General features: G+C 49.2%; 11 protein-coding genes. 3 read left to right on the top strand and 8 right to left on the bottom strand.

All coding sequences use genetic code 11. The features are described from left to right. Window positions 1-172: 172 nt before the first annotated feature. The 3 genes from TH25_RS01420 to TH25_RS01435 all read right to left on the bottom strand — a co-directional run bounded on the left by TH25_RS01420 (window position 173) and on the right by TH25_RS01435 (window position 3127). Window positions 173-1423: a lipopolysaccharide biosynthesis protein gene (locus tag TH25_RS01420; protein WP_258548983.1), complete on the bottom strand. Its 1251-nt coding sequence runs from the start codon at window positions 1421-1423 to the stop codon at window positions 173-175. 409 nt (window positions 1424-1832) lie between these two features. Further along, complete coding sequence (locus TH25_RS01425) at window positions 1833-2228, bottom strand: class I SAM-dependent methyltransferase (protein WP_114086630.1); 396 nt, start codon at window positions 2226-2228, stop codon at window positions 1833-1835. A gap of 287 nt (window positions 2229-2515) precedes the next feature. Further along, a complete protein-coding gene (locus TH25_RS01435) occupies window positions 2516-3127 on the bottom strand; it encodes a methionine biosynthesis protein MetW (protein WP_114086632.1) in 612 nt (203 codons plus the stop codon). Between the two features lie 459 nt (window positions 3128-3586). On the opposite strand from TH25_RS01435, the gene TH25_RS01440 reads away from it, so the two are divergent. Next, a complete protein-coding gene (locus TH25_RS01440) occupies window positions 3587-4204 on the top strand; it encodes a 5'-methylthioadenosine/S-adenosylhomocysteine nucleosidase (RefSeq protein WP_114086633.1) in 618 nt (205 codons plus the stop codon). Between the two features lie 151 nt (window positions 4205-4355). Here the strand turns inward: TH25_RS01440 and TH25_RS01445 are convergent, their stop codons facing one another. Beyond that, window positions 4356-6023 carry a thiamine pyrophosphate-binding protein gene (locus TH25_RS01445; RefSeq protein ID WP_114086634.1) on the bottom strand — a complete coding sequence of 556 codons (1668 nt, stop codon included), beginning with the start codon at window positions 6021-6023 and terminating at the stop codon, window positions 4356-4358. A 463-nt stretch (window positions 6024-6486) separates the two neighbouring features. Between TH25_RS01445 and TH25_RS01450 the strand changes: the two genes are divergently transcribed. After that, window positions 6487-7311 (top strand): SH3 domain-containing protein, encoded by an 825-nt coding sequence (locus TH25_RS01450; RefSeq protein ID WP_114086635.1) that lies wholly within the window; start codon window positions 6487-6489, stop codon window positions 7309-7311. A 90-nt stretch (window positions 7312-7401) separates the two neighbouring features. Further along, window positions 7402-8193 carry a metallophosphoesterase family protein gene (locus TH25_RS01455; RefSeq protein ID WP_114086636.1) on the top strand — a complete coding sequence of 264 codons (792 nt, stop codon included), beginning with the start codon at window positions 7402-7404 and terminating at the stop codon, window positions 8191-8193. 76 nt (window positions 8194-8269) lie between these two features. On the opposite strand, the gene TH25_RS01460 is transcribed toward TH25_RS01455, so the two are convergent. The 4 genes from TH25_RS01460 to TH25_RS01475 all read right to left on the bottom strand — a co-directional run bounded on the left by TH25_RS01460 (window position 8270) and on the right by TH25_RS01475 (window position 12514). Then, the gene (locus TH25_RS01460; RefSeq protein ID WP_114086637.1) at window positions 8270-8803 is read right to left on the bottom strand and encodes a polysaccharide biosynthesis/export family protein; all 534 of its coding nucleotides are present in this window, start codon (window positions 8801-8803) and stop codon (window positions 8270-8272) included. Between the two features lie 88 nt (window positions 8804-8891). After that, window positions 8892-10157 carry an outer membrane beta-barrel protein gene (locus tag TH25_RS01465; RefSeq protein ID WP_181847309.1) on the bottom strand — a complete coding sequence of 422 codons (1266 nt, stop codon included), beginning with the start codon at window positions 10155-10157 and terminating at the stop codon, window positions 8892-8894. A 51-nt stretch (window positions 10158-10208) separates the two neighbouring features. Beyond that, on the bottom strand, window positions 10209-11180 hold the full coding sequence (locus TH25_RS01470; protein ID WP_147252964.1) for a hypothetical protein: 972 nt from the start codon (window positions 11178-11180) through the stop codon (window positions 10209-10211). Window positions 11181-11821: 641 nt separating this feature from the next. Continuing rightward, window positions 11822-12514, bottom strand: a complete 693-nt coding sequence (locus TH25_RS01475; RefSeq protein WP_114086640.1) for a hypothetical protein — start codon at window positions 12512-12514, stop codon at window positions 11822-11824. Between the last annotated feature and the right edge of the window lies 1 nt (window position 12515).

Raw genomic sequence — 12515 nt, forward strand, 5'->3', positions numbered from 1 at the left:
GAGGTTCAATATTGACGTTCTCAAGTTTATGATAATAAATTAATTTTTCCTAAAAGTTAGGTATTCAGTGGCCGTAGTCTCGTGGTTCTTTATGCACGGAGAGCAGGATTGGAACAACCAAAATCAGTTATGTGTCATTGCTCCCTGGTCGGTGACAGGAATAAATTTTCCGTCATTGGTCTTCGTTGCAGATGGGTGCTGATTTTTGATGGTATTTACGGTAAACTATAAAGGCAGTGATTAAGCTGATGGTCACACCTTTCAGGATGAAAGCAGCAACAGCTCCTTTTATGCCAAAATAAAACGTCAGTAAAAGTATGGTTGGTCCATCGATAGCTGCTTGGGTCAGCGTAATCTGTAGGAATGCCTTGCTGTCCAGTTTTGACTTTACATAGCGAAAGTAGATTTGGCCGATTGTCCCAATAGCAATTCCTGTTGTTAATATTTGTGCGTATAAAATAGAGTCATCGTATTTGGGGCCTGAGAGAAGTGGCAAAATGTATGGTATGGCTATAAACGAAAATAATAAACAGGCAGTAAGAAAGATTGCGGTAATTAGAAACGTAAATCGATGCAAAGATCTGTCATAACTTTCTTGGCGCGCAAATACTGGTCCAAGAACAGCGATCGCCTCGCCGATCATGGCTTGCAATAATTGAGGAATACGTACAGCTACGCTGTAAACTGCCAGAGCCTCTGGGCTAATAAAGTAAAAAAGCGCAATCCGGTCGAGCTGTTGAACTGCCAGAGAAGGGATTTCATACATGCTCACCTTGATCCCATAACGAAGTGCATTTGGTTCTCGTGATGCAGATATCGGAATCTGGTGCGCTTGCCAAAATGTTGCAAGAATGTTTACTAATGCGGGCATGAGAAGAGCAAGAAGAATAACTAGGAATATATACTGAGGAAAAGTAAGGGCGCATATTGAAACCGCGACAGAGCGTAGAGTAAAAGAGGCGCTATCGAAAAATAGCAATCGCCAAAATTTCTCGTCGCCAAAAAGAGTATTGCGCCAGTAGAGAAAACCGGAATATAGCGGAAAGCCAATACTTGCAGCTAAAAAAGCAGAAGCCATATTCTTGTCCCCGGTATACATGTGCCACCACGCTGCGATAGCCAGTACGAGCATACCGAGTAGAGATGTTTTTGCTGATAATTTTACCGCACGACGGAAGTCACCTCGATGGCCGCGCGCAAATGACTGGGCGAGTGCAACGCCAATTCCGGGAAGAGATGTTAGTCGTGCGAAGCTGATGAGGCCTAAAATCAGGCTGTAGATTGCGAAATTCTCAGGTGACAATGCGCGTGCTAAAATAGCAAACGTAGCCATTCCGCAAACTAATTCAACAATTTTTCTGCTTACAAGTACTGGCGCTCGCTTGCTAATATGGTATGCTAGATTGCTTAATCTTAAGGCCAAGATTCTTATTTCCCCAAGAGTTCCAGCAGCTGATCCGTTGATCGAACATCTACGGTGTAAGATCGGTATGGAAGATGTTCGGTCGCTTCATTTTGTGCTTTTATCAAAATAACAGTTAAAGCGAATTTGTGTTTGTTTTTCCTTGTTAAGGATCGTACGTGTTTCAGTGATCGAGGCTTGTAAACTGACTGGATCGTTGAGCATAACTTTCATCCATTTTCGGGGATTATAAGTAATTATCATAAAATATTTCTCAGATGTGCTTTTGAAAGGATTTTGAGTTGTGGTAGGATATTTAATAGGGTGCGTTTTTTGATGTAATATCTTGTTTTTTGATAGTATTATTAAACTTGTGAGGTCTTGGGTGACTATCTGAATTCGGCATTAGATGGGTGGAGGTGGATGCTGATTATTTTTTTCTCGCTTCTATGAAAAATCCAAGGGAGAAGTAAGATATATTTTTAATAAAAGGTTTTTGAAGGTTTTGTCCCAGTTGGATATAGAGCCAATCTTTGAGTAATGCAATATGAAGACGCATCGTTTTGAATGGACCAGGAGTGCCGGAGCAAACCAAGCCAGTGCTAAAATGTCCCCATAATAGTGGTGTAACTTTTATATCAATAAATCCAATTTCCTGTAGTGTTTCTTTCCACCACATATCTGTGGGTCTGAAATAGTCTTGAGGGTAAGCGTGTATCGGATAGAGAAATGGTGTCGCGCATACTAGTTCCCCACCTTCTTTAAGTGCATTATGAAGCTGTTCTAGAGAAAATCGCGCGTCAAAAATATGCTCAAATGTGTTCATTGAGAGTGCGGTGTCATACCCTCCCTGAGGGCAAGATAGTTTTTCTCCAATAGAGCTTAGTCATGTAGGGTCCATAGAATCGTCTATGTTTACCGATTCATATGTTTCAAAGGAAACAACTTGGTGGTAATCAGATTTGGCTCCACCTCCAAAATCAAGAGTTTTCCCTTTGAATGTCTTTTTTCTTAATATCTCATATTGTAAAATACGTAAAACGCTGAAATTTTCAGTCTTAAAGAAAGATAGGTCTTTGTATCGTTGCCATGAAGGGAGAACAAAGAGATCTATCATTTTTCTTGCTTTCTGATCATAAACAAAACTCCGTAAGAAAAAGTGTCAGGAAAATTTTCTGACAGCCAGGTTTCAATAGGTTCAGCAATCATTTTCATGCGACCGCGCGCAGGGATAATTTTATGAATACTGACTTCATGTTTTTTCGTGTTTTCTTGAATAAAGTTTACAGCTTCAGAGAAAGAAAGAACCCAGCGATGTCTATCCATGATAGGTCGGGTAGGGAAAGCATATTTGCCGGATAGCCCTTTACCCATCAGAAAATTCAACCGAAACTTGATGTAGTACATATTTGGCAGGGATACAAAGACAGCCTTCTTTGCAACGCGCAGAGCTTCATCAAGAGCTTTATGAGAATTTTCAAGATGCTCAAGAACATCTAGGGCCGTTACAATATCGAAGGAATTGCTTTCAAATTGAGGTAACCCTTCTTCTAAGTTGCATTGAAATACACCTTCTGCAGCAATAAAGTCTGTTCCATGGTATTCTTTGCAGCTGTGCAGGAGTGGTTTTAGATCCATGGTTCTGCAACCTAAATCTAGAAGGCTGTAATCTTCAAAGTTCTGATTGATGAGGTCTGCGCACATAGGTAAACGGCTAAGAGACATTTGGTTTTGATCCCGTTCTGGTTGTCAGCTAGAAGACAATTTTTCTTTTTCCATTTGGATGTTTTATATCGGTGATTTATATAAATTATGAATCTTTCTTCTTTAAAATATTAATCAATTTATTTTTTGATTAAAACCATTTAGCCCAATTTTAGATTCTGCCTGTTTGATGCCAATCTTTGCGTGGCAAGGCCATCCAGGCGACCTGTTTTGCGAGGTTTCCTCGGCGTTCCTAGAAATAAGAGGGATCAGCTGCTGTCACAGGTAGCCCTTAGTGCTTATCTATGTTTTGATTGGTCGTAGATATTGTGTTGACTGCCAACTATAGTAAAGTGCTATCGTATAATGATAGTACGCTGGAGTGTCAATCACGACTGAAGTTCCAATATAGAATTGCGCTCTTGTGCGAAAAGTTTGATCAATCGTTATGGTATTGCTTGTCAAACTGGATGAGGAAATATGAAAGACAGTGTGCTTTGTGTCATGGCTGCCCCTGCTGAATATGGTCCTCATCTGCAGGCGCGGATCAAGCCGGAGATGATTGGGGTTGGCCCGGTTGAGGCGGCAGTCAACTTGACGGCGGCAATAGCCAGGCGCGAAGCGCAGGGGCAGCTTCCGGATGTGGTTGTGTCTTTGGGGTCGGCTGGTTCGCGTGATCTGGTTCAGGCGGAGATTTATCAAGTGACCGCCGTGTCCTACCGCGACATGGATGCGTCGCCTTTGGGATTTGAAAAGGGGTGTACTCCCTTTGTCGAGTTTCCGGCAATTGTTGCGCTGCCTCATCGTATTCCCGGTATCGCAGAGGCAACCCTGTCGACGGGCGGCAATATCGTCTCTGGTGCGGCCTATGATGCGATTGCTGCCGATATGGTGGATATGGAAACCTATGCCGTGTGGCGTGTTTGTGAGAAATTTGGTCTGCCTTTGATCGGTCTGCGAGGTATTTCCGATGGCAAAAAGGAACTGACCCATATTTCCGACTGGACCGAATATTTGCACATCATTGATGAGAAAATGAGCCTGGCGGTTGATCGGCTGGAACGAGCGATTGAGAGCGGAGATGTCGTTTTGTCGTAAAGCGGTTGGATGGCTTCATCGACCTGACCGTCTTTGTCGTTCAGTGGCAACGTGAAAGCGAAATATACCTTTTGGGTAGATGAAACTGCCGCCAGGAAAAACAACTGGCGGCAGTTTCAATAACTATCAGCGTTGGGTCCAAGCGATTTGCTTAACAACCATTTCTTATCTCATCCAGCGTCTTTACCGGTGTTAAGGCCTGCGGGTCGACTTGCACTTCGATGATTGCCGGTTTGTTGGCGGCGATTGCGCGTTCCAGGGCTGGGCCGAAATCCTCTGTCTTCGTGACGGTTTCGCCGTGACCGCCAAAGACGCGGGCATAGCCGGCGAAATCGGGGTTGTGTAATTGGGTGCCAGAAACGCGGGCCGGATAATTGCGTTCCTGATGCATGCGGATCGTGCCGAACATGCCGTTATTGACCACCACAACAATGATATTGGCGCCATATTGCACAGCTGTGGCAAATTCCTGGCCGTGCATCAAAAAGCAGCCGTCGCCAGCCAGGCAAACTACCGGGCGGTCCGGATGGTGCAATTTTGCCGATACCGATGCCGGCAGGCCATAGCCCATCGAACCCGATGTCGGGGCCAATTCGGTACGATAGCTGCGATAGCGATAAAAACGGTGCAGAAAGGCGGCATAATTGCCCGCACCATTAGTGACAATGGCATTATCTGGCAGCACATCGCGCAAATGGCCGATGACATGGGCCATTTTCACATCGCCCGGGGTATCGAGTGGGGTTGAAAACGCCAGATAGGCGTCCCGTGCCTGTTTGATCTGCTCTGCACGGGCAGAACCATCCACCGGCTCCATATGGGCAAGGGCGCGCATGAAAGAACGCTGGGATGCATTGATGGCGATATCCGGGCGATAAACCCGGCCGAGCTCATCGGGGCCTGGATAAACATGGATCAGCCGCTGTTTGGGGCAGGGAATTTCGAGCAGGCTATACCCACTGCTGGTCATTTCCCCCATGCGCGAGCCGACCAATATGACCAGATCGGCATCGCGGATAAACGTAGCCAGCTTGGGATTGATGCCAATGCCAACATCGCCAATAAAATTGGGATGGGTGTTGGGCATATAATCCTGACAGCGAAACGAGGTGGCAATTGCCACATTGTTGGCTTCGGCGAAGGCAACCAGATTTTGGCTGGTTTCGGCGGTCCAGCCGCCGCCGCCCACAATCATTACCGGCTGGCGTGCTTTTTCCAGCTCCGCACGGAACAGGGTGATGTCTTCTGGCGCCGTTCGGGCTTCAACCTCGACATAGGGTTTGCCATCGGCAACTTCTGCACTGGAAGACAGCATGTCTTCGGGAAGGGCGAGCACAACCGGCCCGGGGCGGCCAGAGGTGGCAATATGATAGGCGTGGCTGATATATTCGGGAATGCGTTCAATACTGTCGATCTGGCCGACCCATTTGCAAAGGGGCTCGAACATTTTGCGATAATCGACTTCCTGGAACGCTTCGCGGTCCACCATGTCCCGGCCAATCTGGCCGACAAACAGGATCATCGGGGTTGAATCCTGATGCGCAACATGAACACCGGCAGAGGCATTGGTCGCGCCGGGGCCGCGCGTAACCATGCAAATGCCGGGTTTGCCAGTGAGTTTGCCATAGGCCTCGGCCATGATGGCAGCACCGCCTTCCTGACGGCAGACGACAGGGGTGATTTCAGGGTGATCAACCATGCCGTCAAGCACGGCCAGAAAGCTTTCGCCAGGCACCAGAAAGGCGCGTTCACAGCCATGAATTTGCAGTTGATCGACAAGGATGCGACCGCCGTGGCGCAAACCGGGTTGTATGGACATGTTATTCCTCGTTGGTGGCAGATGGTGGCGTTAGTGAATTGTCCTAACGCCAAGGATATCACCATGACCAGCGCGTAAGGTAAAGAACGGATATTTGATAAAGCACCGGATAAGGGATGCTTTCTTATGCCTGGAAAAGAAGGTTGCCGTTTTGGACGCTTTCACATGGTCGACGAACGGCATCGCTGTGGGTGGCGATGGTGCAAATCGTCTTACCTCGAGCTTATAATCATTCTGTTTTGGGGTGTGGTTTTCGCATATGCCACGGTGTTGTGGCCGTAATGGGCTTTAAAACCGTGGCAATCGAGATTTAATCGTGCAGATTGCATGAAATTTCAATTTGTGACTGGATTCAATGGGATCAGGTTCATAGGATGCGGTCAGGATAACTGGTAGTCTGGAACGGACTGGGAAATCAGGTTGATTTCCCGATGTGTCAGATAATCGATAAAAGCGGGTGCGAATGAAAAAGCTGATCGTCGGAATCGTTGTTTTTGGGCTTGTCGTTGCCGGAGGGGTCTTTTACTGGACCCAGCAACAGGCAAAGCAGCAAAAAATGGCCAATCACTTTCAGCCATCGCCTGCCGCGCTTTATACCGGTATGGCAGATCAGATTTCGCCTGTTTTTGATTTGCACGGCTATAAAATTGCCATGCTGGTTCCGGGTGACCGGACCAACGGGGATAGCTGGGTTTTTCGCGGGACGGCGCGCAGCGGCAATCTTTCGCCAGCCTATTATGGCCAGGTGGATTATACCTGCGGACCAACGGGGGGAGATACTGGAAACTGCTGGAAATTGAGCCAACTGGTAGTTGATGGCCGTCCGTTAAAACTGGTTGGCACGGTGTCTGACGCCGGGGCGACTGGCGATGCGGCCGATACGCCTGATGAAACAGCAGCCCTTGAAAGCCGCGAATCACAAGCCCTTGGCATGAATAACGCGCTTGATACCGAGATGCCAGGCGATGATGCGGATCAGCCCGTTGCCCCGGAGGCCGGAGCGGATTCTGCTGATACAACGGCACAAGTGACGGCAGATACAGCGGATGCCGATTCTGCCAATGGCGATGTAAATCCGATAAAAGTCGATGTCTGGCGCACCACGTCAGACAATGTCAATGCCCGCATGGGGCCGGGAACGGATTATGAAATTGCCTTTGCCATGCCGCAAAGCACGCCGATGCAATTGCTTGAGCAGAAAGATAATTGGGGCCATTTCTCCTATGTCGGGCCGGATGGCAAGACATATCGCGTTTGGATTTATATGAATCTGGTTGCCAAAGACTAGGCCCCTCAGGCGCTGGCGGCCATTGACCGGGGAGGCCCGGTTTGTTGCTTTCGGATTGTCCTGATTCGGAAGAAAAAACGAGGATATTTTATGTTTGGGTGGTTCGGCAAAAAGAAGCAGCCGACGGAAACGACAATCAGGTCAAAGGCCGGAAAAGTCGGGCTTGACCAGGCTTCTGTGCCCGAAGGTGTTGTTGTTTACGCCATTGGCGATATTCACGGTCGGGCGGATTTACTTGAACAGAAGCTGGCGCGGATTATGGCCGACCCCGTGACGGGCAGCCAGAAAAAGACGGTTATCTATCTTGGGGATCTGGTGGATCGCGGCTTGAAAAGCCGACAGGTCATTGACCTTATTCTTACCCATGAAGAAACCCATGAGATCGATCAGGTCTGGCTGATGGGAAATCATGAGGAATTTATGGTGCGTTTTCTGGAGGACCCGGAAAACAGCATGGAATGGCTGACCTATGGCGGGGCCGAAACCTTGCTGAGTTACAATATTTCGGTCGCGGCGGGGGCTTTTAACGCCCAAAAGGCCATCAAGGCGGCAGAAGATTTACAGGTCGCCCTGCAGGAAGCAGGACATGACCGCTTTTTTGCCCGGTTTAAAGACAGTTTCGAGCTGGGAGATTATCTGTTTGTTCATGCCGGGATTGACCCGGAAAAGCCAATTGCCGGGCAGGGGCCAGAGATTCTACGCTGGATACGTGAGCCGTTTCTAAGCTTCTCGGGCACCTTAGCCAAGGTTGTGGTGCATGGACATACGGTGACGGAAGAGCCAACAGTTCGCAATCATCGTATCGGGTTGGATACCGGGGCCTATTATTCCGGCCAATTGACGTGCCTTCGCCTGGAGGGGCGGGACTATCGCTTCTTATGACCGGGGCGTGATGATAAAAAGACCGGCACGGGGCCGGTCTTTGATGCTTTGAGGTCTCTTATTTCTTTTATTTCGATCAGAAGAAACGTTCTTCAACACGGACAATATCGCCCGGTAAAACAATGGTTTCTGGCGTTGCCTTTTCCGGTTTGCGGCTTTCATCGCCCCCCCGAATGATCAGAATATCGTCCTTGTCCGCCCGGTAGGTGAAACCACCGCCAAGGGCGACTGCATTGAGAACGCTCATGCCATTGACAAAGGGATAGCTGCCCGGTTCCTTGACTTCGCCCAGAATGTAAAATGGGCGGTAATTCATGACTTCGGCACTGACTTTCGGGTCAACCAGATACCCGTCTTTCAGTTTGGTTTCGATGTCGGAGCTTAGTTCGTGCAGGGTTTTGCCGCCTGCGGTAACAATACCGATCAGGGGCAGGGAAATCTGGCCTTCGCCAGAAACTTCAAATTCCCCTGATAAGTCGGGTTCGCCAAATACCGTAATTCGTACCTTGTCGCCTGAACCGAGTGTGTAAACCGGCTGCGCCCCATAGGCCGCATTGATGGCCATCAGCGACATGAACAGGGCGAAGATGAATCCACATAATTTACGCATAACCAACCTGTCTAAAAGAAATCCCTTCGGGCGAACCCGAAGGGATCATAGCATCTATAATGAGAATGCGGAACGATATCTCGTCAGCTTAGAACTGGCCGCCGACTTTTACCATCACCACATTCTGATCATATTCATTGATGGCATTGTCGGAATTGCGCGTTTCGTGGGTCAATTTGACGCCACCATAAAGGTTGCGATTAAGCTTGTAATCCGCGCCAACCGAATAGGTGTATTTGTCGTCTTCGCGCGAAATACCCTGATAATCCGAATTGTAGTATTTCGCATCGGCATTCAGGATCAGGTTGCGCATCAATTCGTGATCAACACCAACACCAAGTGCGGTGCCTACCGTTGAAGAGGCACCATTGGTGGTGGTTTCGTTGATGGTCCGGGATGCAAGCGCGCGAAGCGTGGTCAATTCGGTGATGTTCCAGCGAATGCGGGCATCGGCCGAATAACCATCGACATCCTTCAATGAGGGATTGTCGTAATCCTGTTCCATCCAGCCCACACCAAGATCGGCACGGATCAGACGGTCAAGGTCAATGGCGATACCTGCTTGGACTTTGTAACCGCTGGAATCACGGTTCACACCGACATTGGGGCCGGATGTTGCCGTTTTATCATAGTTGCGGTCATTGACCGAGCTTTTGATAAAGGCTTCGTATCCGTTCTGGATTTCGTAACCGAAGCGGACTTCACCTTTGGTTTCGGTGCGATCACGACCGTCGTTGCTGGTGGTCGTGCCGTTGATGTTTTCATTACTATCGTAATTATAATCATCAACCGTGCCGGTCAGGCCAACGCTGAAGCGGTTTGGTTTGTAGGTGCCACCGATCACACCGGTCAATTTGTCATATTCAACCGGTTCTTTGGCATTGGCCGGGACATCGTCGCCACCACGTTCTTCATGCAGGTGCTGCAGGCGGGCATCGGCATTGAATTTCAGGGCTTCGGTCGCATCAGCACGGCCGGTCGCGCGCAAATTATAGTCGGTATAATTATCGTCGCTGCTGTCCGCATAGATGCCAAATTCCGACGAGGCTTCAAATTGCAGGAAATGACGGTTCCAGTTGGAACGCAGCTGCAAACCCGGCGAGATTTTGGTGATGTAATCATCTTTCTCGTTGGTGTTCGACTTGTAAATATTGTCGTTATATTCTTCGGCCGCTTCAACCTTCGGATAAAGACGGAAAGAGCCAACGGGAATACCGTTCGGTTCATATCCTTCAGGTGTGCGTTGCGTCACCGCCTGATCCGGATTGACCGATTCCTGTGCTGCTGCCGGAAAAACCACCGTCAACGCGCCAACTGCTACGGATGCAAGCAGTCCCCCTTTAAGAAATTTCACGTTGTATCCCCTTATAAACTTCTTGCGTTCAATATTTGTATCATCACCGAATTAGCCTTGGTTCTGAGGCTTGTTCTGGCTGGCATTGTTTTGTGATTCACTGTCTTGGTTGGTTTCGGCAAGTGTATCATCATCAGTGCCGCCAGTATCTCCGACATCCCCACCAGTCTGCTGGTTGGCCTCTGCAGTTTCGGTGCTGGAATCAGCCTGATCATTGGCTGAACTGGCGGTTTCAGCATCATTTTGTGCTGTCTGCACCGTGTCAGTCGAACTGTTCACAATCTGATTAATCAGTCGATTGTTTTCCGCACCCGCAGATTGGGTGGCAACAGTAGGAAGCGCTGTGTTTGTTGCAGTTGCAACGGCGCGTACAACATCCGTGCGGTTAATACCAGCACTTTCGGCGGATACTGCCGCGATCATTCCCGGGGTCGCCGTTGAGCCGCTCGTCTGGGCCTGAACGGCAACCGAGCTGGCGATCTGGCTGGCTGCTTGCGGGTTTGCCCGCGAAACAGAAGCGGCAATTGCAAGGGCGCTATTGGGGGATGCTTTGGTCGCGGCAGCGGCAATGGCAGCAGGCGAGGTTGTACTTGCTGTGCCGGTTGCGGTCGCAGAATTTTGTGCTGCTGTTGTCACTGAAACGGCGACCTGTGCCGCCGCCGCCGGGACTGCCGTGACAACTTCGCTGGTAACCGTTTCGGCCGCAGCCGGAACGGCGGTAACAACCGAAGCAGCAATCACACTTGCTGAATTGGGTGCGGCGGCAGCCGCGGCACCGGCAACACGTGCTGCGGCTGCCGGGTTGGCTTTTGCTGCGGCGGCTGCAATGGTGGCCGCTGCGGCCGGGTTTGCGCGGACCAGATTACTGACGGCTTGAGCCAGAAGTTCTGGAGATGTACTTGCGGCGTTAAGTGTCGCAATAACCGATGGGGTAATTGCCGCACTCTGTGCATTGGCGAGGCCATGGACCCCCAAAAGCATTCCGCCAGCTAATGCAGTGACGGCTGCAAACTTGCTTATCATCTTCATGTTCCAGCGACTCCCTTTCGTGCGCTTTATTCGGTCCCCATCAGGCAAGCAGGCACAAAAAACCACGCTTCTTAGCCCTAATACATGAGGATAAATCTATGGGAGGTATGCACTAGACGCAAACAATATTACACGTTCTGCGAGATTTATAAAGATAACGGGTCAGGACTGTTGCTGATTTACAACATAATTTGAACTATTGCCCTTTCCTGCTCAACTTTCAGATAGGTTTTTGCATCGGAAAGCTCAGGTTGAACGTTTTTCTTTTGTTACGATTCTAGGTTATCGACTTTGTTTCGTAAGCGCGCATTTGCCAGAATCGATAAAAGTGAATCAGCATCTTTATGACGGCATATGAAATGCTTGAGAGGCATTTCAATGGGACCGAATGCAACCAAAAGATGTTGTGTGGCGTGTGGGTGACGTGAATGCAAGACACCCTTGCTTATCGATGGTTCAGCAGTTCTATAGCGGTTTTGTGTACTTTTGGGATGTGTGGGCTGACGTCATGTGTGGCCTGGATGTCACAGGCTATTTGCTTTGGCAAAATATGCCTAAGCTCAGGAAGCAGGTATTATTGATCGCTGTTTGGTGTCGCAACGACAGCCGTCGCGTTCCGGGTATGGTTTATAAGGTTACGATGGCTTGTTAATATCGCGAATAAAGCGTGAAAAACGCTTTGTTGGCGCCTTGGTCATCGCTTCCACGGTAATGCCAATATTATTCAAATTTCGTTTTGCCAGATTGACCAAAGCACGATGTTCCAGTGTATCGATCCAGCGGATTTTTTTGCGAATATCTTCCTGTTCGGCGGTCGTGAGCTGCGACCACAGGCTGATGGCATAGTTGATTTGGCTGATCGCGATGTTGCGTTCATAAGGACCGGTCAGAAGTGACATGCGCAAGGCTGCGACGGCGGTGCCGTCTTCTTTTCCGCCGGTTTTAAGGCGGGTATATGTCAGACGGGCCCAGGTAAATGAGTCCATTGGTGAAATGGTCAGTGCCTGGGTGAAAGCCTGGTCGGCTTTCAGGTAATGATCCGTTTTATCCGTGGGTGTTGTGGCGCGCTTGGCGCGTTGCAGTTCGAGATAACCAATCCGCGTCCAGGCCTTTGAAGTTGGCACCCAGTCAATGGCAGCCATTGTGGTGTCATATAGCTCATCAATGGTGGCGTCGGTGGTGTTGGGATTGTTGATATAGTCATAACGCTGCGTTGACAGTGCGAGGAGCATCGCTGCCATTGTGTGGGGAATGGCGAGAACAAGCAGCCCTGTCCCCGCCAGTAACCCGATGATCGCAGGTAACCTGCGCTTTGAGATAAAGCGCATC

Origin of the sequence: Thalassospira profundimaris (assembly GCF_003326755.1) — a bacterium.
GTDB lineage: Bacteria > Pseudomonadota > Alphaproteobacteria > Rhodospirillales > Thalassospiraceae > Thalassospira > Thalassospira profundimaris_B.

Bases quoted from the DNA above. Each gene is read 5' to 3' on its own strand.
- TH25_RS01440 (WP_114086633.1), top strand. From the start codon at position 3,587: ATGAAAGACAGTGTGCTTTGTGTCATGGCTGCCCCTGCTGAATATGGT.
- TH25_RS01460 (WP_114086637.1), bottom strand. From the start codon at position 8,803: ATGCGTAAATTATGTGGATTCATCTTCGCCCTGTTCATGTCGCTGATG.
- TH25_RS01435 (WP_114086632.1), bottom strand. From the start codon at position 3,127: ATGTCTCTTAGCCGTTTACCTATGTGCGCAGACCTCATCAATCAGAAC.
- TH25_RS01445 (WP_114086634.1), bottom strand. From the start codon at position 6,023: ATGTCCATACAACCCGGTTTGCGCCACGGCGGTCGCATCCTTGTCGAT.
- TH25_RS01475 (WP_114086640.1), bottom strand. From the start codon at position 12,514: ATGCGCTTTATCTCAAAGCGCAGGTTACCTGCGATCATCGGGTTACTG.
- TH25_RS01450 (WP_114086635.1), top strand. From the start codon at position 6,487: ATGAAAAAGCTGATCGTCGGAATCGTTGTTTTTGGGCTTGTCGTTGCC.
- TH25_RS01470 (WP_147252964.1), bottom strand. From the start codon at position 11,180: ATGATAAGCAAGTTTGCAGCCGTCACTGCATTAGCTGGCGGAATGCTT.
- TH25_RS01455 (WP_114086636.1), top strand. From the start codon at position 7,402: ATGTTTGGGTGGTTCGGCAAAAAGAAGCAGCCGACGGAAACGACAATC.
- TH25_RS01425 (WP_114086630.1), bottom strand. From the start codon at position 2,228: ATGAACACATTTGAGCATATTTTTGACGCGCGATTTTCTCTAGAACAG.